The sequence below is a fragment of the Shouchella clausii genome (genome assembly GCF_002250115.1).
Classification (GTDB): domain Bacteria; phylum Bacillota; class Bacilli; order Bacillales; family Bacillaceae_D; genus Shouchella; species Shouchella clausii.
The window spans coordinates 3,931,953-3,956,438 of sequence record NZ_CP019985.1 but is presented as its reverse complement, the minus strand read 5'-3'; the positions used below and the strand labels follow the sequence as shown (position 1 = coordinate 3,956,438).

Here is a 24,486-nt window from a genome sequence, read left to right as displayed (position 1 = left end):
TAGCAGGCTAGCAAAAATCACGGCAACGAACAGCAGCTGCTGTTCGTTGCCGATGGAGGGAGAATGAGCGATGAGAATGGTCGGTCTAATCGATAAAAAGCGTGATGGCGGGGCTCTCGCAAAGGAAGAAATTCGCTGGGTCATTGATGGGTATACAAACGGCACCATTCCTGATTACCAAATGGCAGCGCTGTCAATGGCGATTTACTTTAAGGACATGAACAAAGAAGAACGGGCAGAGCTGACGCTGGCAATGGCGGAATCAGGGGATATGATTGATTTGAGCGCGATCGAAGGAGTGAAAGTCGATAAGCACTCTACAGGGGGCGTAGGCGATAAAACGACGATCGCCCTTGCTCCACTCGTTGCTTCTGTCGGCGTTCCAGTTGCGAAAATGTCAGGAAGAGGGCTCGGCCATACTGGCGGTACGATTGATAAGCTCGAAGCCATTCCTGGTTTTTCTGTCGAAATGGATACAGACACGTTTCTGAAACGGGTGAATGAACAACGTCTTGCCCTCGCAGGCCAAACGGGCAACTTAACGCCTGCCGACAAAAAGCTTTATAGCTTGCGCGATGTCACTGGCACAGTCAACTCAACCCCGCTAATCGCTAGCTCGATTATGAGTAAAAAAATTGCTTCAGGCGCTGATGCAATTGTGCTCGACGTAAAATGCGGATCTGGCGCTTTTATGAAGACGTTGGACCATGCCGTTGAGCTTGCGGAAGCCATGGTTGAAATTGGTTCGAGCGTTGGCCGTGAGACGATGGCTGTCATTTCAGACATGAGCCAACCTTTAGGCAGGGCAGTCGGCAATGCGTTAGAAGTGAAAGAAGCTTTTGCTGTTTTGAAAGGTGAAGGTCCTGCTGATGTCCGCGAGCTTTGTCTTGTATTAGGCAGCCATATGGTTTATTTGGCTAAACGAGCAGAGTCTGTTCAAGCGGCGCGGCAACTTCTTGAAGAGGCGATTCAAAACGGTGACGCGCTAGAGACGCTGAAAGCATTTATCGCTTCACAAGGCGGTGACCCATCGGTCGTCGAAAATCCAGCACAAATGCCCCAAGCATCCGAGCAAATCGCTGTCTCTGCTAAAAAATCAGGCTATATTAAAGAAATTGCAGCCGATAAAATTGGCACAGCCGCCATGCAGCTTGGCGCTGGAAGGGCAACAAAAGAGGACGAGATTGATTTAGCTGTCGGCCTTGTGCTTGAAAAGAAGACAGGCGATTACGTAGAGGCAGGAGAAACACTTGCAACCCTTTATGCCAACGAACAAGGAATAGAGGAAGCAAGAAAGCTTGTAGAAGATGCTTATCAGATTGTCGATGAGAATGTGGAACGACCAACGCTCGTTTATAAAGAAATCTACGGCCAATAGTTGCTAAAATGATCCTCATTTTGTCATGAAGAATAACCGTGGCGAATAGATTAACTAACACCTAAAAGAGGCGCCTTTCACTGCTAAAAATAATGAGGTTTAGCAAAAATCGATGTTTAAATGACAGCATAAACGTGTATACCATTCATAAAGCAGATGAAAAGGAGTGCATATAGGTGGCAGATATTGTTTACACATCATCCGCAACAGCACAAGGCGGACGTGAAGGGCATGTTAAATCAGATGATGCAACGATTGACTTAGACCTTGTCAAACCAGGTTCGAAAAAGGAAGGCTCAAATCCAGAGCAATTGTTTGCAGCTGGGTATGCTTCCTGTTTTGACGGCGCATTGAACTTAATGGCAGAGAAAGCGAAAAAAGAAATTGACTCGACCACAACCGCCCATATCTCTCTCGTTAAAGACCCATCTGACGGAGGGTTTCAAATAGGCGCCGAACTTGAAGTAGTAGTCAAAGGCGTATCTGAGGAAGAAGCACAGGAACTTGTCGAAAAAGCACATGAGTTTTGCCCTTATTCAAAAGCAACACGTGGTAACATCCAAGTGAAGCTGACTGCGAAAGCAGAATAAAAGGAGGGTGACCCATTGTCACTAGCAAAAGATATCGAGCGGTTTAAACAAATCCATTGCGATGACGGCTGTCTTTCAATTTACTTGCGCACGTCTTTGTCCAGTACGGATCAGCAAAAAGGTGAGTGGAAGATCCGTTTAAAAAATGGGCTAAAAAAACTGGAAGAATACTTGGAAGCTAGTGAGAATGACGCGGAACTCAAAAGTTTTAAGAGACTGAAAAAGCTTGCCGAAAAACACATTAAAGAATTGTCGCCTAACCTGCCGAAAAGTATCGTTTTTATCGGTTCTGCAAGCGGCGACCTGTATGTGAAGAAGCTACAAGTCCCGGTAGAAAATGATTTTAGGTGGGAGCATTACCCTGTAGTCGACCAACTTGAGAACTTAGAAGCGAAATACCCTCTTTCTGGCATTGTGATGATTCAGAAAACAGATGTATTAGCAGTTGAGACAAGTTTAGGAGAAGTAAACGATGAATTGCATTATGCTTGGGATGTAGAAGCAGAAGATTGGAAAGAATACATTGGCGCACGCCCTGAAGGCGAGACAGGGGCTGCCCTTCATCGCGAGTCGTACGCAAATCGGTTTGATGCCAACCAGCAACGCTGGTTTAAAAAAATTGCCAATAAAATCGAGAAACAAGCAAGAAAGAGAAATTGGCAAACGATTCATGTCGTTGGCTCACCAGACCAAACGACGGCGTTTGTCAAACAATGTTCGACGGCTGATGTTGCCGTTTTAAAAAAGAATTTGGCTAAGTTAAAAGCACACGAAATCGTCAGAGAAGTAAATGAATCTGCCGTATAAAAAAACAAATCCCTGCTTCACGAAGCAGGGATTTTAATGTGTAAAAATTCGTGAGGCGAAACAAATGTTTTGACAAACGAAGAAAATCGTCGCTATAATCAATGGGTAAAAAGCTGTCCGCCGTTCAATTATGCCATTATACATAAAAGCAGTTCCCCTCTCACGTTCATTTCGCTCGTCCTCAGTAAAACGATGTTCATTTGCAGAAAAAGAATACCGACTGTTTAAATTGAATGATAAAGAAGGGTAAAAAATGGAGTCTACACAAACAGAAGAGTCAACGTTTAATAAAAAGCCGCTTGTAGCCGTTATGCTAGTAGGCGCATTCATCGCCATTTTAAACCAAACATTGCTGACCACTGCATTGCCACACTTAATGGTTGATTTGCAAATTAATGAAAATAAAGCTCAATGGGTTACGACGATTTTCATGCTTGTTAATGGCATTATGATTCCTATTAGCGCTTTTTTAATTGAGAAATTTCGAACCCGTTTCTTGTTCTTAACAGCGATGTCGCTTTTCGGCATCGGTACGCTCATTTGCGCTCTTGCTCCTTCATTTGCTGTTCTTATGGGTGGCCGCGTCATTCAAGCAGCAGGAGCAGGCATTATGATGCCGCTTATGCAAACGGTCTTTTTATTAATTTTCCCAGTTGAAAGACGTGGAGCAGCAATGGGGATGGTCGGACTTGTCATTTCATTCGCCCCAGCTATCGGTCCAACATTGTCTGGCTGGCTAGTCGAAATGTTTCCATGGACGATCTTATTCTGGATTTTGATTCCTGTCGTTGTCGTTGATATCATTGCCGCCGCTTTTGTCATCCGCAATGTGACAGAATTGCGTTCGCCAAAACTTGATCTTTTATCAATTATCCTATCAACGCTTGGATTTGGCGGTTTGTTATTCGGTTTTTCAAATGCTGGTCAAGCTAGTTGGACGAGCCCACTTGTGTTTGTTCCACTTGCAATCGGCATTTGTACACTTGTGATGTTTATCAAAAGGCAGCTTTCGTTAGAACATCCTATACTAGAGTTCCGTGTCTTTAAGTACCCGCTGTTTACATTGACGACTGGAATCGGCATGCTCGTTTTCGTCTCGCTTGTAGGCCCGGCAACGATTTTGCCACTCTTTATTCAAAATATGCAAGGCCATTCCGCTCTGGAAACAGGGCTGACGATTCTCCCGGGTGCTGTTTTAATGGGGTTAATGTCGCCGATTACTGGCCGTATCTTTGATCGCATTGGTGCAAGGTCTTTGTCTATCATAGGCATTGCCCTTCTTGTTGTCACGTCACTTTTGTATACGAATTTAAGCGAGTCGACAAGCCTAGTTTATTTAACAGTCGTTTATGCATTTCGCATGCTCGGGCTTTCGTTAGTGATGATGCCGGTAACAACGGCAGGGCTTAACGTGCTGCCGCGCGAGCTTATTCCGCACGGAACAGCGATGAATAACACGATGCGGCAAGTAACTGGCTCAATTGGTACAGCTATTCTCGTAACAATTATGACGGCATCTGCATCGCTTCACACCAATGAAGCGATGATCCAAGGAGTCAACAATGCCTTCATCGTAGCGACAGTGTTAAGTTTTATTAGCTTATTACTATCTTTCTTCATTAAGAAGCCTTCGGCTGTTTAACGTTTAATGGTGGTCGGTTCCCGGGTATGGTTCAATATACACGACAGCCATTTGGTCATGGTTGAAATGGAGAAAGGAGCCGGTAAGTGTGAAAAAGTATACAGTTGTTCCAAATAAGGACGCGACTACATGGTTATTAAAAGTAGAAGACGTCGCTCCTTATGAAGAGTTTGACAAGCAATCAAAAGCAATTGAAGCGGGCATGAAGTTGGCTGAAGCCAACCGGCCAAGCCAGTTGATGATTTTTGATGAAAACCATGAACAACAGGGAATTCAAACTTTTTAGTGTGCACTCAGACTGATGGAAAGAAGGGGTATCAGTCGAGGCAAAATAGCGAGGGGAGGGACGCAATAGATCGATGTGTGGCCCCCATGATAGAAATGGAATTTTGAATTATACGGTTCCACAGGTTCAAGTCTTAGGCGCGAATGGACTGCTAAGGAGTGGGAGAGGGCTATGTAACAAGAGGTAAGCCCTCTCTTTTTATTATGCGGTTTTCGAGAGTTTCCAAGCTGGAATAAGGGAATGGAAACGGAAAAGGGAGCTTGCTATCATATGGATGGTGACATAAATAGCCAGTGTCAGCACATAGGTCAGCAACCACGCCGACCATGTGCTTTTTAAAAACAAAAATAGCAGCGTCATGCCGACGGGAAACGGAGTGACAATAATGAGCCACATCGGCGAACGGAGCTTTTCAACCACTGCTCCTAACACGACAACACTAGCTCCAATCAAAAGGGGATGCCAGATTGCTAGAGCTTGCTCCAAGAAGAAATCGCCAAGAAAGTAAGCAAAACTAGTAAGAAGAATGGCTGTGAGTAGACTGATTATGTAAGGCAACATGATCCCTCCTGAAGAGTTTCCTACGATTAGTTTAGTACAATCGTCGGATTGCGTCACGAATTATTTAAATGAGCGTGATAAGCGAACGTATGTGTGTTATGATGGAGGAGCACTTGATGCAACAAATACATAAAGGAGTCAATGATGACAGGAAAAACCCATATGATTGGCGGCGTAGTAGCATGCCAAGCGATGGACACAATCGTTTTTTCAGGAGCCCATGGATGGGTCTACTATGCGGCTGGGCTTGTCGGTGCCGTCTTGCCTGATATATGCCACACCCATTCTAAAATCGGCAGAAGATTCCCGGTATTGTCGAAAACGATTGCCACTATTTTTGGCCACCGCACATTTACTCATAGTTTGCTGTTCCTACTGCTGGCAAGCATTGTCTTGCGCTGGCTGTTTCCGGAAAACGAGGCTGTGCAAACAGGCGTGTTAATAGGGATTGCTTCTCATTATTTGCTCGATGCTTTAACGGTACGGGGAATTCGGTTTTTTTACCCCGCCAACATCCGTGTCCGTATTGCTCGGATTCGTACTGGAAGTTGGCTTGAGACCGTTGTGCTTGTTGCCTTAACAATTGCAATGGGATGGTTTTACTGGGGGCCCGTTTAATCGCCGGTGCATAAATGACGTATTCTCCTCTCATACTAGGAAGATCGACTAGTTGAGAGGAGTTTTTCACGTGAACAAGAATTGGCTAACCGTTGTTGTGTTTATTGGCGTTAGTTCACTTCTTTTTGGCGGAAGGTTTAGCGATGCCCTTTCTTATCAAGCGATTGAAGGGGATGGCCCAGTGCTTGTGCAAACGACTGCCCTTACACAGATCCAACGTGAAAAAATTCAATTTCAAGGACCGAATGACGAAAAAAGGCTCGCGTTAACATTTGACGACGGTCCTGATCCCGTTTACACAGAACGTTTACTTGATTTATTAAAGGAAGAGGAGATCAAAGCCACTTTTTTTGTACTAGGTTATAAAGCAAAACAACATCCATCTCTCTTAAAACGAATGGTGGCAGAAGGGCATAGCATCGGCAATCACAGCTTTACCCATCAAGAGTTGACCAAGCTTGAACAAAGCGAGGTGCTAGACGAAGTGCAACAGACACAAGCGGTCATTGAAGAAGCGACTGGCGTCACTACCAATTTAGTGAGGGCCCCTTATGGGAGCGTGAATGACATGGTTGTCAAAACACTCACAAGAAAAAGTTACCACCTAATTGGTTGGAGCATTGATTCGTTAGATTGGCAATACCAACTGCCATTTTCGATTGCGATGAATGTAGTCGACGGTGCCCATTCTGGTGGAATCATCCTCCACCATGACGGCACTGCTACAAGCTACCAACTGTTTGATGATCTGCCTGCAGAAATTGAATGGTTGAAAGAAAAAGGCTATACATTTGTAACGGTCCCTGAACTGTTGCATTTGCCCGAAGCAAGTTAAGCCATTGGCTCGACTTGCTATTTGTTATTTTTGAAGGTTGTGCAGCAAAGGGCAACGGAGGCGAGCGTTTTAATTTTTGTTTTGGCAAATGTATAACCTTTCCAGTAAATGGAGACACTAGCAAATAGTTTTTTTATGATGACGGCCTAGTGGAGGGAAAAACATGAAAAGAAAATGGAACGTATGGATGCTCCTGTTTGTTATGTTGTTTGCATGCACTGGTGAAGCAGCGTTTGCCAAAGAAAAGGAAATGCCTCAGTTAGCTGAAAATGCCGCGTCCGCAATATTAATTGAACGGGATACAGGTGAAGTATTGTTTGAAAAAGATAGCGACAACATGCTTCCCCCGGCTAGCATGACGAAAATCATGACGATGCTGCTTATTATGGAAGCGATTGAAGAAGGCACGATTAAGTACGAGGATATGGTGACCGTTAGCGAGAATGCCGCTTCCATGGGCGGATCGCAAGTCTTTTTAGAACCTGGAGAAGAAATGAGTGTGGATGACTTATTAAAAGCCATTGCCATTGCTTCTGGGAATGATGCAGCGGTAGCGATGGCTGAACATATTGGCGGCACAGAGCAGGAGTTTGTAAAAATGATGAATGCGAAAGCGGCAGAGCTTGGTTTGGAAAATACACAGTTCAAAAATCCGAATGGCTTGCCTGAAGCGGATCATTACTCTTCTGCTCATGATTTAGCCGTTATGGCGAAAGAGCTGCTTAAATATGAAAACATCACTTCTTATACAGGGATATACGAAGATTATTTACGCAAAGGTACCGATAAGGAGTTTTGGCTCGTAAACACGAATAAGCTCGTCAAGTTTTACCCTGGCGTCGACGGCTTGAAAACTGGGTTTACACAAGAGGCAAAGTATGGATTGACAGCAACAGCAGAGAAGAACGGGATGCGTGTCATTGCCGTCGTTATGGGGGCGAAAACGCCGAAAGAGCGCAATGCTGCAATAACGAACATGCTTGACTATTCATATAGCCAATATTCAACGAAGCGGTTGCATGAGCGAGGAGACCTTATTGGGGAAGTCCCGGTTATAAAAGGTAAGGATAGGCATGTACAAGCAATCACGCCTGAGCCCGTTTCATTGCTGTTGAAAAAAGGCACGAAACTTGAGGAGATTGAGACGAAAATTGAGCTTTTTGAAAACGTGGAAGCACCTGTCTCAAAAGGGGATACAGTTGGCCAGCTAATTATTGTAAGAGATGGCGAGACGCTCTCAAGAACAGACCTGGTGGCAGCCGAAGACGTAGAAAACGCTTCGTGGTGGACGTTGTTTAAACGGATGTTGTCATCATTTGCTGGAAAATAGCTAATCACAAAAGAAAAGCAAACTTTGTCACTAGTTTTGTCATGTACAAGGAATCTGTCATTTTGCAGGCGAATGAATTACTAGCAAAACGACGGAGGTGCAGTTTGTGAACTTGAAAATCGGATTGGAGCAAAAGGAGCATGTATTGTTAGTTCGGCTAGAAGGGGAACTGGACCATCATTCTGCCAAAGAATTGCGCAGCCAAATAGAAGCACGGCTAGAAAACATCCAGCATATTGTGCTGAATTTGGCTGAGCTGTCTTTTATGGACAGTTCGGGGCTTGGCGTCATACTGGGCAGGTATAAGCAAATTAAGGCAAATGGTGGCGAAATGGTCGTATGCGCGATTTCGCCAACGATCGAGCGGCTGTTTGAGATGTCTGGCCTTTTTAAAATTATCCGTTTGGAAGAAAGCGAACGATTCGCATTGCAAAAATTGGGGGTGGCATAAAGTGGCCAATAAAATGAATCTAGCGTTTTCGGCTTTAAGTGAAAATGAATCTTTTGCCCGAGTGACAGTCAGTGCCTTTATTGCCCAACTTGATCCGACGATGGAGGAATTGACGGAAATCAAGACGATTGTCTCAGAGGCGGTCACCAATGCGATTATCCATGGGTACGAGAATGATCCGAATGGACAAGTTTATCTTACAGCTGAACTGAAGGACCGTGAACTCGAACTCATTATCCGCGATGAAGGGGTAGGCATATCAGATTTGGATGAAGCAAGACAGCCGCTTTACACCTCGAAACCGGAACTAGAGCGCTCTGGAATGGGCTTCACGATTATGGAAAATTTTTGCCAAGAGATGAAAGTAATTTCCGAACCAATGATTGGGACAACCGTTTACGTCAAAAAACAGCTGACCACGACGAAAGCAATGTGCAGATAAGGGGTCTTGCTTATGAGTGCAGAGGTGAAAAACAGCGGCAAAAAAAAGCCACTATCCGATAAACAAGTGAAAGAGCTTATTGCAAAAAGCCAGGAAGGCGACACAGAAGCACGGGATTCGATCGTCAACCATAACACACGTCTCGTCTGGTCAGTGGTTCAACGTTTTTTGAATCGCGGTTATGAGGCAGATGACCTTTTTCAAATTGGCTGCATTGGTTTAATTAAGTCTGTCGACAAATTTGACCTTTCCTACGACGTGAAATTTTCCACGTATGCTGTGCCGATGATTATTGGTGAAATCCAACGGTTTCTGCGGGATGATGGCACAGTGAAAGTAAGCCGGTCCATTAAAGAATTAAGCAATAAAATCCGCAAAGCAAAAGACGAACTGACGAAAACGCTGCGCCGGGCACCGACCATTAATGAGATCGCTGAACATTTAGGCGTGACGCCTGAGGAAATTGTATTTGCTGGAGATGCCAACCGGAGCTTGTCCTCAATCCATGAAACGGTTTATGAAAATGACGGCGATCCGATTACACTTCTAGATCAAATTGCCGACCACTCACAAGTCAAATGGTTTGACAAGATTGCTTTAAAAGAAGCGATTTGCGACCTTGGCGAAAGGGAGCGGCTAATTGTGTATTTGCGTTATTATAAGGATCAAACACAATCAGAAGTGGCTGAACGTTTAGGCATTTCGCAAGTGCAAGTTTCTCGGCTTGAGAAAAAAATATTGGAACAAATGAAAGAAACAATGTCTGACGCCACATAAAAAAGCAAGCTCAGAGGTTTAGGAGCTTGCTTCTTTTTAGTTGTGAAAAGAAAACCCCGGGCTCGGCCCGGGGTTCCAAAAAGCTTCCAGCGAGGTATTAAAAAAACTCCACCGCGGTGCTAAAATATATTTGGTTCGCCAACCAATATATGAAGCAAACGGAGGAGTTTTAAATGTCTAAAGACACTAACAGTTTAGCACATACAAAGTGGAATTGTAAGTATCATATAGTATTTGCCCCAAAGTACAGAAGGCAGGTAATCTATGGGAAACTTAAAAAAGACATTGGAGAAATATTAAGAACGTTGAGTGAAAGAAAAGGTGTCGAAATTATTGAAGCAACTGCTTGTAAAGATCACATACATATGCTGGTGAGTATTCCGCCGAAAATCAGTGTGTCTTCATTTGTGGGATATTTGAAAGGGAAAAGTAGCTTGATGATATTCGATCGGCATGCAAATTTAAAATATCGATACGGAAATCGAAAATTTTGGTGCACAGGTTTTTATGTAGATACAGTGGGAAGAAATAAGAAAGTAATTGAAGAATATATAAAAAACCAAATACAAGATGATATAGTCGCAGAACAATTAAGTTTGTTGGAGTATGTAGATCCATTTACAGGTGAAGAGGTAAAGCGTAAAAAGAAAAGAATGCGCTAGGAGGCCTTTAAGGTCTGGCCAGTGAAAGTAGTACAATTGGCGAACCGTTCAGTAGCCCTTTAGGGTTTGGTCAGTAACAAAGGCTTTCAGCCGTAGAACAAACCACCCGTTGTCACGGGTGGTTTTGATTTGTCTAGGGGCATATGTGTAGAGGAATGTGTAAGTATGGTACAGACAATCCAGGTGGCAAGCTTTGGACAGTAGGAATAAGGCCGAAGGAAAAATGCTTAAGGAAGACCCACCTGAGGAAGCAGAGCGAAGATGTTACCGCAAGTATACCGTTGCCGAAAATTATTGTCAACAATTAATGTTGTGAATAGTTCGTTTTGTATATGTCATACCACATGCTTTCAAATGTTGAAGCATGTGGCTTTTTTTGTTTCTGCGCATGAATAGGTTGAATCGATACATACTAACAGGAGAGCGAATGAAGGAGCCATCCATTGTGAATGCGAACAAACAAGAAGAATACAAAGAGAATATTGTCTTGTATAAACCGAAAAGCCGCTATCTAAAACATGGGTCTCTGGCTTTTTTTTCAGGTGGGCTCATTTGTGTAATCGGTCAACTGATTTTCCGAGGGTATCATGCTTTGTTCCAATTATCCGATGAAACGGCAACGAGCTATATGCTTATCACGTTAATTGCCATTGCCGTTTTAGCAACAGGCATGGGCTATTATCGCAAAGGAGCACAACTGTTCGGTGCAGGACTACTTGTCCCGATTACAGGGTTTGCCAATGCCATGGCTGCTACGGCCCTTGAATACCGGACAGAAGGGTTGTTAACGGGGGTAGGCTCCAATTTATTTCGGCTTATTGGCCCGGTGCTTGTTTTCGGCATCAGTACTGCCTATCTCGTCAGTTTTTCCAGACTGTTGATCCGCATGATTTTACACTAGAAAAGAGGGAAACTATGGGCCTTTCACATCGGACAATTACATTCTCAAATCCAGTGTATATCCAATCGAGCGGTACGGCAGTCGGCCCAAAAGAAGGAGCAGGGCCACTGGCTGGCTCTTTTGACTACCGATACACGGATATTTATTGTAATGAAAAAAGTTGGGAAATGGCAGAACGTGCATTGATGAAACAAGCGATTAAACAATGTTTAACTAAGAACCATTTATCGATAGACTCTGTTGATTTGTTTGTTGCCGGAGATTTAAGCAACCAGACGACCGCTTCTAGTTTTGTCGCCCGTGATTTGCAATTGCCATACATCGGTACATATTCAGCATGCGCCACCTCTGTTGAAACGCTAATCATTAGCGGCGTATGGGTGTCTAGCGGGTTAGCCGATTTGGTACTCGCAGCGGCAAGCAGCCATTACGGCGCCTGTGAAAAGCAATTCCGCTATCCAACTGAATTTGCAGTCCAAAAACCAGAAACCGCCCAGACAACTGTAACTGGAGCAGGTGCTGTTCTACTGGGGAAGAAGCGTACGCAAATTCAATTAACAGAAGCAACGATTGGCCGTGTCCAAGACCTAGGCATCACCGATCCGATGAGTTTAGGGGCAGCGATGGCACCAGCTGCAGCTGAGGTGACAATCGGTCATTTGCACAAAACGAATCAGCAAGTAAGTGACTTTGATTTAATTGTGACAGGTGATTTGGCGATATCCGGAAGTGAAATTTACCGGAAACTTTTGCGAGAGCAAGGCATTTATATAACCGGGCGTTATGAGGACTGCGGCGTCATGATGTACCACTCTAAGCAACAAGCATTAGCGGGGGGGAGTGGCGCAGGTTGTTCCGCATCCGTTGTATATGGGCATATTTACCATCGCCTTCTCGCCGGAGAACTAAAACGTGTCCTTGTCGTTGCAACTGGGGCCCTTCTAAGTTCGATGACCGTTTTACAAAAGCAATCGATCCCAGCAATTGCCCATGCAATTGTCCTGGAAAGGAGGAATTAGCAAATGGAGTTTTTATGGGCGTTTTTAGTCGGTGGAGCCATTTGTTTAATCGGTCAGGTTTTGCTCGACGCAGCAAAGCTGACCCCTGTTCAAATGCTCGTCGTGATGGTAATAGTGGGAATCGTCCTTGATGGCTTTCATTTGTACGAGCATTTGGTTGAGCTTGCTGGAGCAGGTGCCACTGTTCCTTTAACAGGGTTTGGTTATTCTCTTGTTCATGGCGCGATGGAAGAAGGGGCAAAGGGATTGTTTAAGATCACAGACGGAGTGTTTGAAATTGCCTCAACAACGATTGTGTTTTCGATCTTGTTTAGCGTTGCAGCGGCCTTGTTTTTCAAGCCTAGGGGTTCGACAGGATGAAGAGGAAAGTTATTTTTGTGACAGACGGGGATTTAGCAGCTAAAAAAGTACTTGAGTTCCTTTCGGCAGAGCTTGGTTGCCGCTGCATTAGCGCTTCATCTGGCAATCCCTCCACGTTAGCTGGCGAACAGCTTGCTACGTTGATCTTGTCTGCCCCCGACGTACCAATTTTAGTCATGTTTGATGATTGTGGCTGGCGTGATAACGGGCCGGGAGAAGAAGCGATGCGCTATCTTGCTGGCCACGACCAGATCGATATCATCGGGGCGGTAGCAGTTGCTTCTAAAACACATGCAAAAGAGTGGGCCCATGTTGATGTCTCTGTTGACCGAACAGGCGAACTGACTGGGTACGGAGTCGACAAAGAAGGGGTGCCTGACCTGGAAATAGGGCGTATTTATGGCGATACCGTTTCTATTCTTGATGAACTGCAAATTCCCTATATAGTCGGCATCGGCGATATTGGCAAGATGGCACGCTTTGATGATGTCAAACGCGGGGCGCCTGTGACGCGGCAAGCGTTAGAAATGATTTTAGAAAGGAGTGGATACCGTGAAGTCCCCGATGAAACCGATGAACTTTAGCCATGACTTTTCCGAGAATGAAGCGATATTAAAGCAAAGGCTCGGTCTTGATCAATCCTTTGACGTTGGCGTTCGCAAGCTAAAAATTTTTAACAGAGAAGTCGGCATTTATTATTTGACAGGTCTTGTCGACAATTTGTATATCATTGAAATTTTACGCGAACTCATGGAAGTTGAAGGCAGATTGCGCCGTGTCGAACAACCGTTTGTCACGATTAAAAATCATTTGGCCCATATCCAAGTGGAAGAAACCGAATCAATGGACCGCGCCATTACTCAAGTGCTGTCAGGGCTGATCTTCGTCATTGTAGACGGGGAGGCAAAAGCGCTTGTTGCCGACGTCCGCTCCTATCCAGGAAGGGGTCCTGAAGAGCCAGATACAGAGCGTGTTGTCCGCGGGGCACGGGATGGCTATACGGAAAATATTATTTTTAACACAGGGTTGACCAGGCGCCGCATTCGTGACGAGCGGCTTCGGCAAGAAATTATGCAAGTTGGCGTCCGCTCCAAAACCGATATTTGCCTTTGTTATATAGATGGGATTGTCGACCCTGGCTTTATTAAAATCATTAAAAAAGAATTGAAAGCGATCAACATCGACGGCTTGACAATGGCAGACAAAGTCGTCGAAGAATACATTGTCAAACAAGGCCTTAACCCTTTTCCTTTAGTGCGCTACACCGAACGGCCCGATGTAGCAGCTACCCATATTTTAGAAGGACATGTCGTCATCATTGTCGACACATCCCCGTCTGTCGTCATAACGCCAGCGACAATTTTTCATCATGTGCAGCATGCGGAAGAATACAGGCAGGCTCCAGCAGTTGGGACGTTCCTGCGCTGGATGCGTCTAGTTGGCATTTTGTTTTCCCTTTTAATTGTGCCGTTTTGGTTGCTTCTCGCCATCAATCAAGAAATGGTGCCCCCCGCTCTAGATTTTATTGGCGTAAACGAAAATAAAAACATTCCAATTGCACTGCAAGTTATTTTTGCCGAAGCTGGCATTGAATTGTTGCGGATGGCTGCAATCCATACGCCTTCGCCATTAGCGACTGCACTAGGGCTAGTCGCCGCCTTGCTGATTGGCGAAATAGCGATTGAAGTTGGCTATTTTACGGCAGAAGTGATTCTCTATGTTTCTCTTGGCGCAATTGGCATGTTTGCCACTCCAAGTTATGAGCTCGGCGTAGCGCTTAGGATAGCACGCTACGGCTTAATTTTATCAGTCATCTTTTTGGACGGAATGGGCTTAGTCGTCGCAATGACATTGCTGTTTTTTTCACTTGTGCGCCTCGCCCCTTTGCAGCGCCCTTACTTATGGCCATTTTTGCCTTTTGACCCGCCGGCATTATACCAAGTGTTGTGCAGGGCTTCGGTGCCATCGCTCAGGTGGAGGCCAAGCATTGTCCATCCACAAGATAAAATTAGGCAAACGCCAACAAGCGAGTAGCCAAATGAACGTGGATTTGATACACTAGTGGAAAAACGCGAAAAAGCAGCTTAGCCTTTTTGGCTGAAGTTGCTTTTTTTAAAGGGATACAAGGGAGTGGAGCCATGTATTTACACGGGACAATGACAATTAACGAAGCTGGCCATTTGGAAATTGGCGGCGTCGATACAGTGGATTTAGCAAAAAAATACGATACGCCCTTGTTTGTTTATGACACGGCCCTCATAAAAGAACGAGCCCACGCTTTTAAACAAGCATTTGAGGCAGAAGGGGTTTCCTACCAAGTTGCCTACGCAAGCAAGGCTTTTAGCTGCATTGCCATGTACCAACTAGCCGCCTCACTAGACTTAAGCATTGACGTTGTTTCAGGGGGCGAGCTGTTTACCGCCCTAAAAGCAGGCGTCAAGCCAGGGCGGATCCATTTCCACGGCAACAATAAAAGCCGAGGGGAATTAGAAATGGCCATTAAAGCGGGAATCGGCTGTATCGTCGCGGACAATTTTTACGAATTAGAATTGCTTGAGCAACTCGCCACAAACATGGAGCGAACGGTTTCAATTTTGCTCCGTTTGACTCCAGGGGTTGAAGCTCATACCCATGAATTTATCGCAACAGGGCAAGAAGATTCAAAGTTCGGATTTGACATTGCTAGCGGGCAGGCGGACAAGGCGGCTCGGATTGCCGAACGCAGCAAATTTATTGATTTGCTTGGCGTCCATAGCCATATCGGTTCGCAAATTTTTGAAACAGAAGGTTTTGTGCTTGCGATTGAAAAAGTCTTTAACCAGCTTCAAGGTTGGCATGAAGAATTCGATTTTGTCCCGCGTGTGCTCAATTTCGGCGGTGGCTTCGGCATCCGTTACGTAGAGGGAGACAAGCCACTAGAGCCTGAAACGTACATTCGAGAAATTGTAAAAGAAACAAAAAAACATGCTGACCGTCTAGGTTTGGCCATCCCGGAAATATGGATTGAGCCTGGGCGTTCCCTTGTCGGGGATGCAGCTACAACGCTGTATACAATTGGGTCAACGAAAGATATTCCCAATGTCCGGCGCTATCTATCTGTAGATGGGGGAATGAGCGATAACTTGCGCCCAGCTTTATACGATGCGAAATATGAAGGATTGCTTGCCAACCGCGCCCACGACAAAGCAGAAGAAACATTTTCTGTAGCCGGAAAATGTTGTGAAAGCGGCGATATGCTTGTTTGGGATATGCCTCTGCCAGAGGTGCAGCATGGCGACGTTCTAGCGATGTTTTGTACCGGTGCATATGGCTATTCAATGGCAAATAATTACAACCGCATTCCGCGCCCGGCTGTTGTATTTGTAGAAGACGGGGCAGATCAACTAGTGATTCAACGGGAAAGTTATGAGGATTTAACTAAGCTCGATCTTTCTTATCAAGCGAATGTAAAAGAAACGAGTGACGTTTGAGAATTACTGGAGATTTGTGTACAATGGAACAAGCGCTTGCCGCTACTTCATAGTTGAGAGTGAGGGTTTTTGGATGAAAAAAGGAAGCATTGAATTTGAAAACGGTGAAAAGATTGTCATCGAATTTTATGAGGACGCCGCGCCTGGTACTGTAGAAAATTTCGAAACGCTGGCCAATAAAGGATTTTACAATGGTCTTACATTCCACCGTGTGATCCCTGGATTTGTTGCCCAAGGGGGAGATCCGAATGGAAATGGAACAGGTGGTCCAGGCTATACGATAAAATGCGAGACAGAAGGCAACCCACATAAACATGTTCCGGGGGCGCTTTCAATGGCACACGCCGGCCGAGACACAGGTGGCAGCCAATTCTTTATCGTCCATGAGCCTCAACCCCATCTTGATGGTGTGCACACGGTGTTCGGGCAAGTTGTAGAAGGACTAGACAGTGTGTACCGCATCAAACAAGGCGATGTTATGTTAGAAGTGAAAGTTTGGGAAGAATAAGTGTACAGCAGAAAGCCCTGTCATCACGACAGGGCTTTCTGCTGCAAAATAAACAAACTTAGAATAAAAATCATTTGACGTATTGTTTTTTTAGTACAGACGCCCATTCATAAACAAGTGATTGATCTAAACCACTGGTAACCCTAGCCAACACCACGAGGGATTGTTTTACAAGCTGAGGGGCATGATAAATAATACGGAGGTTAGAGCATGAAGAAAATTGTCGGCACCATAGCGGTTTTTATTATTACTTACGCGCTTTTTTCAGCAGCCGATTACCTGTTTCCAGTTGATCAAGAATGGTACCATTCACTGAGCAAGCCAGAATGGACGCCAAATGGATCTACAATTGGAGTCATTTGGGCTATCCTGTTTGTCCTAATCTCCCTTTCTGCTGCTATTGTATATGCAGCCTTTAGATTTAAAGGTGCAAAAAGCTACTGGTTTGCACTTTTAATTAATTATGTGATTAATCAAGCATTCAGCTATTTCCAGTTTACGCAAAAGAACTTGTTGGCTGCATCGATTGACTCCTTGTTTGTAGCCCTCACCGCCTTGGCATTAATGATCGTAGCAAAAAAATATAGCAAAGTGGCAAGCTACCTTCTTTTGCCTTATGTTTTATGGAGTGTATTTGCGACCATCTTATCCTTTACAATCTATTCAATGAATTTGTAACCATGTAGTCAACGCATTTAATTGGATGTGTTTTTAAGAGGGGATGGCGGCAATGCCCCTTGTAAAAACGTTATAAACGCGTTTACTTGTGGAAGGGAACGGTGGCTTTCTGGGCAATGAAGCCAAGTGCTACGCATCGTTTCCTTGCCGTTTACGTCCAATGGCACACGTATATAGTCGTTTCCGTTCAAGTCGCGGACAGCAACCTCTGGAAGAATGGCAGCGCCAATGCCGTTTGCCATTAATTGTTTGCATGTTTCAATTTGGTCAACGTTGATCGTTTGTAAGGTCGAATGGGCAGCCTCAGCATATAGCCATTCTTCAATGAGCGATTGAAAGGCATCGTCGCTTTGAAAAGAAATGAACACAGTTGGTTTTTCGGTATCGGCGCGGCGGACATAGTAAAGCCGTTCAGAAAATAGCAGCGTAAGCCCTTCTTTATCATCGACATCGCCGCGGATAATCGAAAGGTGCGTATGATGCCTGTTTTGATAAATAGCAGAACTAAGGCCGGTATGCAAATCGATTTTGACATCGGGATAAGCGTTCACATAAGCACGCAACGGCTTTGGCAATACATATTGGGCAATGACAGATGAGATCCCTAGTGAAAGCGTACCGCGTACGGTTCCTGTCAACTTGCTAAGACGGTCTTGTAGTTGTTTTTCTTCTTGAACACGGCGTTTGGCAAAGGCAATCACTTCTTCCCCGACTGGTGTGGGAATGAGTGATTTGTGGGTGCGGATAAACAGCGGTTCCCCAAAGCGTTGTTCAATTTGCTTAAGCCGCTGGCTGAGAGCAGGCTGGGATATGTATAACTTGCGGGAAGCACCGCGAATGGTCCCCTCATCGCTTAGCGTTGCAATCAATAAGTCCTCTTCGAGTCGCATCCAACCATCTCTTTTCCAAGCAATGGGTATCATTGCTTTTTTCATTAGTTTACAAAAACAGGCGTTTTGCAGCAACAATTGAAGTGTGTAATGCCATGAATGAAGGATTCAAATGTTAAGGAGGGTGGATAAATGGAAAAAACAGGATCGATCTGGCTGCCGTGCTACGGCGATTGGTACAAAAGTTGTTTATCTATAGTATTTGAAGAAATATTAGGAATATCACCAGTTTTGGAATAGAAGCAGTTTCTTTGAACTTGGTGAAGATTCTATTAAAGCAATTAAGGCAGTTTCGAAGTTGTGGGAAAAGGTTATAAGCTTTCTATCGCAGCAATAATTACTGAAATTATAAGATATAGAAGGAACGGGGCAGAGAATACTTCTTTGTCAGTCAAGAAAATAGTTTCCGCGCATGGGGGGGGGAAAATGATATATTTAGAATGATGAAATTATTCAGATGATCGCTCGTGATGGTTCTACCCAAAATATCTGATCCAGCAATAAACAATTTTCGAAAAGCTATACGAAAAAGTTGTGTATCTTTTATTAAAGATAAATTATCTGGAAATCAAGTTGTTAAGAGTTTTAACATCGAAAAAGAGATTTTTGAGAGGGCAAAGGCGAACAAGCAGAAAATGCAAAAATGGTATACGAAAATCTGCTATCACTAATTATTTCACTTACTGATATTATTGATGCTTCCAATGGTTTATTATTGAGTCAGGAGCAAAAGCTAACGGTGTATATTACATAGGAGCTGGTTTTTGTCCTGGAATTACAGTTCTGCTATTAAATGAGTGATAAATCATTTACTAGACGAAACTAAGTATGTGAATGGTTATATTGGTAGCGCGGAACATTATACGAAAACTTCTATCACAGATATATTAATGAGTGGGCATAGTGTAATTGGAAAAACAGACTCTTATTGGAGTGATCATTGTGTTAAATATGAAAAAGCTTTTACTTAAGAGATTGCCGTGGATCTCACTTGGAGTTATAGCTTATATACTGACAAAATACGCGCAGAACCATCAGGATTGGGCGGAAAAATACAGTAGGTCTGTATATCCGTTATTGTCAAAAACAGTAGGATTTGTACCTTCTTGGGTCAAATTTTCTGTTAGTGAATGGCTCGTAGTGTTGGTTGTGTTCCTTTTGCTATTTTATATAGTTTATTATGTGCGCAAGGTTATCATGAGTAAAGGTGTACGTAGGATGGTAGTTTATCGTGGTACTCTAGGAATAGTTACGATCTGTAGCGTGATATATTTTTGTTATACTATTTTGGGTGGAATAAACTATCACAGATATTCTTTTTTGTCTTATACCGAATATAATAAAGAAGAAAACTACAGCAAGGAGGAACTGGTCAAATTGAGTAAGTCGCTTGCCGTTGAAATGGAATTGGCAAGGGAAAAGTTAGCGGATACTGATCTTTTGGTTCAAGTACCAGAGGTTTTTGATTACTATGCACAACAAGCAGTGTTCTCGATGCAAATGTTATCAAAGAAATATCCCATTTTGGAGCATTCTTTATATTCAACACCAAAACCAGTTGTGATGTCAAAACTAATGTCGCATGCAGGGATACATGGTATTTTTGTCCCTTTTACTTTTGAATCTAATATCAATGTTAATGTGCCAGTTTTCTTGGCGCCTGCTACTATGGCACATGAATTGGCACATCAGAGTGGTTTCATGCATGAGGATGAGGCAAATTTTATAGCTTATCTGGCATGTAAGCAGCAGGACGATCCAATGATGCTTTATAGTGGTTTTTTTCTAGCATTTGATTATTCTATATCTGAGCTAAAAAAGGTTGATCCAGATAAGGCGTCTGATATAATGTCCAGTCTGTCCAAGGCGGTGCAGCATGATATAGAACAAAATGAGCAGTACCGGGATAAGTATGAGGGTGTTATTTCAAGTATTTCAAGAAATGTAAATGACTTATATCTGAAGGCGAATAATCAGTCAGACGGTTTGAATAGCTATAGTGATATGGTAAATTTATTGCTGGCAGAGCAGCGAGGGATAGAGAAGTATAATTAAATAAAGTATAAATATTATTAGGAGTGAGTGAAAATAAACAAAATAAGAGTATTCCCCATTCTATATGCTGGAGCCTCGGTAAAATCAAAAACCCTATGAAAACCGTGGGCGCTTCACCGACATCCATCAAGCAGAGGCATAAAGAGATCCGAAAACGAGAGACCTTCGGTCATTGGGAACTGGATACGGTCATATCGGGTCATGGGAAAAGCAAAGGCTGCCTGGCGACCTTTATCGAACGAAAAACCCGTTGGTATTGCGCTATCCCCATGCCCGACCGAACGGCCGTCTCTATGGAGGAAGCCATCCGAAAGCTGAAACTGGGATCGACCGCTGTGCCTATCTTTTTCAGAGCAGTTAATCGGACCCGCCTAAACATACATCTTACGATACTCCTTGGATGTTAATCCCTTCCTTTTTTGAAACAGGTGTGCATATTTCCTAATAGAAAATAGAGAAACGCGTGCCATGAGCGAACAACAATCTTTGTGGGTAGAAGGTTGTTTCCAGAATCGCAGCAAAAAGTAAATGATTATTGCCGAGTGAATTTAGAGTATGTTACATTTAAGTAGACGGATGAACACATCGAAGTCGTATACGGCAGCTGGAGGTGAATTTCGTCGAATTATGTAAGCGCTTTATTTAATTAGACTTATCGTTTTACTCGGAAAAAGAAAAAGGAGGGATCGCATGCAAGTTGAACAAACGTATCATCCAGGTTTGGACGGAGTGATTGCGGCAGAAACCGATTTATCTTTTCTCGACACGGAACAAGGACAAATCATCATCCACGGTTATGACTTGATTCAATTATCAAAAACAAATGGCTATTTGGATATTGTCCACTTATTGTTAAAGGGTGAATTGCCGTCGGAACAAGAACGGCTAGCATTAGCAGAACGTTTAAGCGGTTCGTATGACTTGCCAGAAGCTGTTTTGGACGTTTTAAAACGGTTACCTGCATCGACACATCCAATGGATGCACTGCGGACAGGCGTTTCTGTGTTAGGAGGGTTTGATACACGGCTAGATGACCGCAGTGAAGAGGCAAACCGTGAACGAGCCTATGAACTACTGGCGAAGTTGCCAGCAGTTGTTGCTAACAGCTACCGCATCCTTGAGAAGAAACAAGTTTTAACGCCAAAAGATTCCCTTTCCTATAGCGCCAATTTCTTATACATGATTACTGGAAATGTGCCAAGCGAATTAGAAGAGCGTGTGTTCGACCAATCGCTGTTGCTCTATTCTGAGCATGAAATGCCTAACTCCACTTTTGCAGCGCGAGTCATCGCCTCCACACTTTCAGATATGTATGGCGCCCTTACAGGGGCAGTTGCTTCTTTAAAAGGGCATTTGCACGGCGGCGCCAATGAAGCAGTTATGTATATGCTCCTTGATGCAAACTCACCTGAAGAGTTTGAAACGCTTCTATCGAATAAGTTAAAGAAAAAAGAGAAAATAATGGGATTTGGCCACCGAGTGTATATGAAAAAAATCGATCCTCGGGCTCTTATTATGAAAGAGGCGCTTGCTGAACTTTCACAAGCTGCTGGAGATGACAGACTCCTGAAAATGTGCGAGGCGGGAGAGGCTCTTATGGCAAAAGAGAAGGGGCTTTATCCAAATCTAGACTATTATGCCGCCCCGGTATACTGGATGTTAGGCATCCCAATCAGCTTGTATACCCCTATTTTCTTTTCTTCCCGGACAGCCGGGCTAAGCGCCCATGTAATCGAGCAACATCGAAACAACAAGTTATTTAGGCCTCGGGTTAAGTATACAGGGCCACGTTATACATCTGTACAGAAATGAAGGGACAACGGAGGTTTTTTGCATGGACTTGAAAACGGATACAAGAAAAACAGACTTGCTTTTAGAGGAAATTGCTGAATATGTGCTAAAAAAGGAGATTACAAGCGAAGAGGCGCTAGAAACCGCAGCGCACGTTCTTGTTGATACGATTGGCTGCGGCATTCTCGCCCTCCGCTATCCGGAATGTGTGAAAATGCTTGGACCAGTTGTGCCAGGGACGGTTGTTCCAAATGGCGTTAAAGTTCCTGGCACATCCCATGTTCTAGACCCGATTCGGGGCGCTTTTAATATTGGTACGATGATACGGTGGCTTGATTACAACGATACGTGGCTTGCTGCTGAGTGGGGGCACCCATCGGATAACCTTGGCGGCATTTTAGCGACGGCGGACTATATAAGCAGAAAAAACATAGCGGAAGGCAAAGCGCCTTTGACGATCCAAGATGTGTTAATCGCGATGGTGAAAGCTCATGAAATCCAAGGCGTGCTTGCGCTGGAAAATAGCTTTAACCGAGTTGGCCTTGACCATGTGCTCCTCGTTAAAGTAGCGACTACGGCTGTTGTTGCCGGAATGCTTGGTGGTACAAAAGAAGAAGTTATAAACGCCGTTTCCCATGCGTGGATTGACAATTCCTCGTTGCGCACATACCGCCATGCTCCGAATACAGGCTCCCGGAAATCATGGGCGGCCGGGGACGCGACTAGCCGAGGTGTCTTTTTAGCAATGACTGCCTTAACAGGCGAGATGGGCTATAAAACGGCGCTATCTGCTCCTGGATGGGGTTTCCAAGACGTGCTTTTTAATAAAAAGGAAGTCGTGCTCGCCCGTAAGCTGGACTCATATGTCATGGAAAATGTGTTATTTAAAGTGTCTTATCCAGCTGAATTCCACGCGCAAACGGCAGCTGAAGCGGCAGTCACGTTACATGAGTCAGTCCGTGACCGTCTGGATGAGATTGACCGTATTGAAATCCATACCCATGAATCGGCAATCCGCATCATTGACAAAAAAGGGCCGCTTTACAATCCTGCTGATCGGGATCATTGTTTGCAATACATTACAGCAATTGGCCTGTTAAAGGGTGCAATTGTCGCAGATGACTATGAAGATGAAATGGCCCAAGATCCCCGCGTGGACCAACTTCGCGATTTAATGGTTGTCACGGAAAACAAACAGTTTTCAATAGACTACTTAGATCCAGAAAAACGGTCGATTGCCAATGCAGTGCAAGTCTTTTTTAAGGACGGTACAAAAACGGACCAAGTAACAATTGAATATCCACTTGGTCATCGTTTCCGTCGCGAAGAAGCCGTCCCTGCTATTCAGGCAAAATTCGCAGCAAATATCGCTAGCCATTACCCACAAAAACAAGAAAAAGCAATCCTTGAGGCGTGTACAAACAAAGACTTAGGCAACATGTCAGTGCCGGCTTTTACAGACTTGTTTGCCTTATAGAAGGAGAGGAGAGATTGCAATGCCTTGGATTGTAGACGAACCACGCTCACAACAAGAACTAGCAACGTCATTTTACAAACAGATGACAGAAAAGAGAATTTTGCAAATTCCAGGTGCACATGATGCCATGGCTGGCTTAATCGCAAAACAAACGGGCTTTACCAGCCTTTATTTGTCAGGAGCTGCTTTTACGGCGAGCTTAGGATTGCCTGATCTTGGGATTGTCCATTCAAACGAAGTCGCTGCCCGAGCACGGGAAATAGTGCGGGCTACAAACCTGCCGCTTTTAGTCGATATCGATACTGGGTTTGGCGGTGTGATGAACGTTGCCCGAACAGGGGTGGAAATGGTTGAAGCTGGCGTTGCTGCTGTACAGATGGAAGACCAAGACTTGCCGAAAAAATGTGGCCATTTGAACGGAAAAAAACTGATTCAGGCTGAAGAGATGGCGCAAAAAATTGCTGCTTTGAAAAAAGCGGCTCCGTCGCTAGTCATCATTGCTCGCACCGATGCAAGGGGCGTGGAAGGACTTCAGTCAGCTATTGACCGCGCCAAGCTTTATCTCGATGCCGGCGCGGATGGCATTTTCCCAGAAGCGTTGCAAGGCAAAGAAGAGTTCCGTGCCTTTGCCGAAGCAGTCGAAGCGCCTTTGCTTGCAAATATGACGGAGTTTGGCAAAACGCCTTATTACAAAGCAGAGGAATTTGAACAGATGGGCTTTGCGATGGTCATTTATCCGGTCACATCGCTTCGCGTAGCGGCCAAAGCATATGAACGTGTGTTTACCGATATTATGGAGAACGGCACGCAAAAAGCAAGTTTGGCTGACATGCAAAAGCGCAGCGAGTTATACGAAGCGATTTCATACGATGAATTTGAAGCGTTGGATGCGTCTGTCGCAAAAACGGTATTAACAAGCGACCAGTAATACGTTGCAAAATCATACGGATTGGTAGAA

26 protein-coding genes and 1 pseudogene are annotated in these 24,486 nt (G+C 44.3%); 25 read left to right on the top strand and 2 right to left on the bottom strand.

What is annotated here, in order from left to right:
* Positions 1-70 precede the first annotated feature (70 nt).
* From BC8716_RS19360 to BC8716_RS19340, 5 genes are all read left to right on the top strand, one after another.
* Entirely contained in the window at positions 71-1,378 is a 1,308-nt protein-coding gene (locus BC8716_RS19360; RefSeq protein WP_094428356.1) for a pyrimidine-nucleoside phosphorylase, read from the top strand.
* Between the two features lie 176 nt (positions 1,379-1,554).
* Positions 1,555-1,968 carry an organic hydroperoxide resistance protein gene (locus BC8716_RS19355; protein WP_011246628.1) on the top strand — a complete coding sequence of 138 codons (414 nt, stop codon included), beginning with the start codon at positions 1,555-1,557 and terminating at the stop codon, positions 1,966-1,968.
* 15 nt (positions 1,969-1,983) lie between these two features.
* The gene (locus BC8716_RS19350) at positions 1,984-2,775 is read left to right on the top strand and encodes a VLRF1 family aeRF1-type release factor (protein WP_254120915.1); all 792 of its coding nucleotides are present in this window, start codon (positions 1,984-1,986) and stop codon (positions 2,773-2,775) included.
* A 253-nt stretch (positions 2,776-3,028) separates the two neighbouring features.
* Positions 3,029-4,417 (top strand): MDR family MFS transporter, encoded by a 1,389-nt coding sequence (locus BC8716_RS19345; RefSeq protein ID WP_094428354.1) that lies wholly within the window; start codon positions 3,029-3,031, stop codon positions 4,415-4,417.
* A gap of 88 nt (positions 4,418-4,505) precedes the next feature.
* Positions 4,506-4,703: a DUF2188 domain-containing protein gene (locus tag BC8716_RS19340; RefSeq protein WP_094428352.1), complete on the top strand. Its 198-nt coding sequence runs from the start codon at positions 4,506-4,508 to the stop codon at positions 4,701-4,703.
* A gap of 201 nt (positions 4,704-4,904) precedes the next feature.
* Here the strand turns inward: BC8716_RS19340 and BC8716_RS19335 are convergent, their stop codons facing one another.
* Positions 4,905-5,264 carry a hypothetical protein gene (locus BC8716_RS19335; protein WP_094428350.1) on the bottom strand — a complete coding sequence of 120 codons (360 nt, stop codon included), beginning with the start codon at positions 5,262-5,264 and terminating at the stop codon, positions 4,905-4,907.
* A gap of 144 nt (positions 5,265-5,408) precedes the next feature.
* On the opposite strand from BC8716_RS19335, the gene BC8716_RS19330 reads away from it, so the two are divergent.
* The 15 genes from BC8716_RS19330 to BC8716_RS19260 all read left to right on the top strand — a co-directional run bounded on the left by BC8716_RS19330 (position 5,409) and on the right by BC8716_RS19260 (position 17,315).
* On the top strand, positions 5,409-5,882 hold the full coding sequence (locus BC8716_RS19330; protein WP_094428348.1) for a metal-dependent hydrolase: 474 nt from the start codon (positions 5,409-5,411) through the stop codon (positions 5,880-5,882).
* A 70-nt stretch (positions 5,883-5,952) separates the two neighbouring features.
* Positions 5,953-6,717 (top strand): polysaccharide deacetylase family protein, encoded by a 765-nt coding sequence (locus tag BC8716_RS19325; protein ID WP_157730498.1) that lies wholly within the window; start codon positions 5,953-5,955, stop codon positions 6,715-6,717.
* A 163-nt stretch (positions 6,718-6,880) separates the two neighbouring features.
* Positions 6,881-8,047, top strand: coding sequence for a D-alanyl-D-alanine carboxypeptidase family protein (locus tag BC8716_RS19320; protein ID WP_094428345.1), 1,167 nt, complete (start codon positions 6,881-6,883; stop codon positions 8,045-8,047).
* A gap of 106 nt (positions 8,048-8,153) precedes the next feature.
* The gene (spoIIAA, locus tag BC8716_RS19315) at positions 8,154-8,498 is read left to right on the top strand and encodes an anti-sigma F factor antagonist (protein WP_011246636.1); all 345 of its coding nucleotides are present in this window, start codon (positions 8,154-8,156) and stop codon (positions 8,496-8,498) included.
* A 1-nt stretch (position 8,499) separates the two neighbouring features.
* The gene (gene spoIIAB, locus BC8716_RS19310; protein ID WP_094428343.1) at positions 8,500-8,940 is read left to right on the top strand and encodes an anti-sigma F factor; all 441 of its coding nucleotides are present in this window, start codon (positions 8,500-8,502) and stop codon (positions 8,938-8,940) included.
* Between the two features lie 12 nt (positions 8,941-8,952).
* Complete coding sequence (gene sigF, locus BC8716_RS19305) at positions 8,953-9,717, top strand: RNA polymerase sporulation sigma factor SigF (protein ID WP_063609345.1); 765 nt, start codon at positions 8,953-8,955, stop codon at positions 9,715-9,717.
* A gap of 173 nt (positions 9,718-9,890) precedes the next feature.
* Entirely contained in the window at positions 9,891-10,379 is a 489-nt protein-coding gene (gene tnpA / locus BC8716_RS19300) for an IS200/IS605 family transposase (protein WP_094423643.1), read from the top strand.
* A 445-nt stretch (positions 10,380-10,824) separates the two neighbouring features.
* Entirely contained in the window at positions 10,825-11,280 is a 456-nt protein-coding gene (spoVAC, locus tag BC8716_RS19295) for a stage V sporulation protein AC (RefSeq protein ID WP_245849945.1), read from the top strand.
* Positions 11,281-11,294: 14 nt separating this feature from the next.
* Positions 11,295-12,299: a stage V sporulation protein AD gene (spoVAD, locus tag BC8716_RS19290; RefSeq protein ID WP_063609347.1), complete on the top strand. Its 1,005-nt coding sequence runs from the start codon at positions 11,295-11,297 to the stop codon at positions 12,297-12,299.
* A gap of 3 nt (positions 12,300-12,302) precedes the next feature.
* Complete coding sequence (gene spoVAE / locus BC8716_RS19285; protein WP_063609348.1) at positions 12,303-12,659, top strand: stage V sporulation protein AE; 357 nt, start codon at positions 12,303-12,305, stop codon at positions 12,657-12,659.
* Positions 12,656-13,243, top strand: a complete 588-nt coding sequence (gene spoVAEA, locus BC8716_RS19280; RefSeq protein ID WP_063609349.1) for a stage V sporulation protein SpoVABEA — start codon at positions 12,656-12,658, stop codon at positions 13,241-13,243. Before spoVAE ends, spoVAEA begins: the two co-directional genes overlap by 4 nt.
* Entirely contained in the window at positions 13,224-14,693 is a 1,470-nt protein-coding gene (locus BC8716_RS19275) for a spore germination protein (RefSeq protein ID WP_063609350.1), read from the top strand. The genes spoVAEA and BC8716_RS19275 overlap by 20 nt, the downstream gene beginning before the upstream one ends.
* Before the next feature lie 104 nt (positions 14,694-14,797).
* On the top strand, positions 14,798-16,129 hold the full coding sequence (gene lysA / locus BC8716_RS19270) for a diaminopimelate decarboxylase (protein WP_094428339.1): 1,332 nt from the start codon (positions 14,798-14,800) through the stop codon (positions 16,127-16,129).
* A 73-nt stretch (positions 16,130-16,202) separates the two neighbouring features.
* The gene (locus tag BC8716_RS19265) at positions 16,203-16,637 is read left to right on the top strand and encodes a peptidylprolyl isomerase (protein WP_011246645.1); all 435 of its coding nucleotides are present in this window, start codon (positions 16,203-16,205) and stop codon (positions 16,635-16,637) included.
* A gap of 210 nt (positions 16,638-16,847) precedes the next feature.
* Entirely contained in the window at positions 16,848-17,315 is a 468-nt protein-coding gene (locus BC8716_RS19260; RefSeq protein ID WP_094428337.1) for a TspO/MBR family protein, read from the top strand.
* A gap of 17 nt (positions 17,316-17,332) precedes the next feature.
* Here BC8716_RS19260 and BC8716_RS19255 read toward each other — a convergent pair whose 3' ends face one another.
* Positions 17,333-18,205 carry a LysR family transcriptional regulator gene (locus tag BC8716_RS19255; protein WP_169715972.1) on the bottom strand — a complete coding sequence of 291 codons (873 nt, stop codon included), beginning with the start codon at positions 18,203-18,205 and terminating at the stop codon, positions 17,333-17,335.
* A 951-nt stretch (positions 18,206-19,156) separates the two neighbouring features.
* Here BC8716_RS19255 and BC8716_RS19245 point away from each other — a divergent pair.
* The 5 genes and pseudogenes from BC8716_RS19245 to prpB all read left to right on the top strand — a co-directional run bounded on the left by BC8716_RS19245 (position 19,157) and on the right by prpB (position 24,456).
* Positions 19,157-20,260 (top strand): DUF3810 domain-containing protein, encoded by a 1,104-nt coding sequence (locus BC8716_RS19245; RefSeq protein WP_094429305.1) that lies wholly within the window; start codon positions 19,157-19,159, stop codon positions 20,258-20,260.
* A 119-nt stretch (positions 20,261-20,379) separates the two neighbouring features.
* Positions 20,380-20,577 (top strand): annotated as a pseudogene (locus tag BC8716_RS22865) (IS30 family transposase); the annotation flags it as partial.
* A 373-nt stretch (positions 20,578-20,950) separates the two neighbouring features.
* Positions 20,951-22,072, top strand: coding sequence for a citrate synthase (gene mmgD / locus BC8716_RS19235; RefSeq protein WP_094428333.1), 1,122 nt, complete (start codon positions 20,951-20,953; stop codon positions 22,070-22,072).
* 22 nt (positions 22,073-22,094) lie between these two features.
* Positions 22,095-23,528, top strand: coding sequence for a bifunctional 2-methylcitrate dehydratase/aconitate hydratase (locus BC8716_RS19230; RefSeq protein ID WP_094428331.1), 1,434 nt, complete (start codon positions 22,095-22,097; stop codon positions 23,526-23,528).
* 19 nt (positions 23,529-23,547) lie between these two features.
* Entirely contained in the window at positions 23,548-24,456 is a 909-nt protein-coding gene (prpB, locus tag BC8716_RS19225) for a methylisocitrate lyase (RefSeq protein WP_094428329.1), read from the top strand.
* Positions 24,457-24,486: the final 30 nt, after the last annotated feature.

Bases quoted from the DNA above. Each gene is read 5' to 3' on its own strand.
- BC8716_RS19360 (WP_094428356.1), top strand. From the start codon at position 71: ATGAGAATGGTCGGTCTAATCGATAAAAAGCGTGATGGCGGGGCTCTC.
- BC8716_RS19345 (WP_094428354.1), top strand. From the start codon at position 3,029: ATGGAGTCTACACAAACAGAAGAGTCAACGTTTAATAAAAAGCCGCTT.
- BC8716_RS19335 (WP_094428350.1), bottom strand. From the start codon at position 5,264: ATGTTGCCTTACATAATCAGTCTACTCACAGCCATTCTTCTTACTAGT.
- BC8716_RS19330 (WP_094428348.1), top strand. From the start codon at position 5,409: ATGACAGGAAAAACCCATATGATTGGCGGCGTAGTAGCATGCCAAGCG.
- BC8716_RS19320 (WP_094428345.1), top strand. From the start codon at position 6,881: ATGAAAAGAAAATGGAACGTATGGATGCTCCTGTTTGTTATGTTGTTT.
- sigF (WP_063609345.1), top strand. From the start codon at position 8,953: ATGAGTGCAGAGGTGAAAAACAGCGGCAAAAAAAAGCCACTATCCGAT.
- tnpA (WP_094423643.1), top strand. From the start codon at position 9,891: ATGTCTAAAGACACTAACAGTTTAGCACATACAAAGTGGAATTGTAAG.
- spoVAD (WP_063609347.1), top strand. From the start codon at position 11,295: ATGGGCCTTTCACATCGGACAATTACATTCTCAAATCCAGTGTATATC.
- spoVAE (WP_063609348.1), top strand. From the start codon at position 12,303: ATGGAGTTTTTATGGGCGTTTTTAGTCGGTGGAGCCATTTGTTTAATC.
- spoVAEA (WP_063609349.1), top strand. From the start codon at position 12,656: ATGAAGAGGAAAGTTATTTTTGTGACAGACGGGGATTTAGCAGCTAAA.
- BC8716_RS19275 (WP_063609350.1), top strand. From the start codon at position 13,224: ATGAAACCGATGAACTTTAGCCATGACTTTTCCGAGAATGAAGCGATA.
- lysA (WP_094428339.1), top strand. From the start codon at position 14,798: ATGTATTTACACGGGACAATGACAATTAACGAAGCTGGCCATTTGGAA.
- BC8716_RS19265 (WP_011246645.1), top strand. From the start codon at position 16,203: ATGAAAAAAGGAAGCATTGAATTTGAAAACGGTGAAAAGATTGTCATC.
- BC8716_RS19260 (WP_094428337.1), top strand. From the start codon at position 16,848: ATGAAGAAAATTGTCGGCACCATAGCGGTTTTTATTATTACTTACGCG.
- BC8716_RS19255 (WP_169715972.1), bottom strand. From the start codon at position 18,205: ATGCGACTCGAAGAGGACTTATTGATTGCAACGCTAAGCGATGAGGGG.
- BC8716_RS19245 (WP_094429305.1), top strand. From the start codon at position 19,157: ATGAAAAAGCTTTTACTTAAGAGATTGCCGTGGATCTCACTTGGAGTT.
- mmgD (WP_094428333.1), top strand. From the start codon at position 20,951: ATGCAAGTTGAACAAACGTATCATCCAGGTTTGGACGGAGTGATTGCG.
- BC8716_RS19230 (WP_094428331.1), top strand. From the start codon at position 22,095: ATGGACTTGAAAACGGATACAAGAAAAACAGACTTGCTTTTAGAGGAA.
- prpB (WP_094428329.1), top strand. From the start codon at position 23,548: ATGCCTTGGATTGTAGACGAACCACGCTCACAACAAGAACTAGCAACG.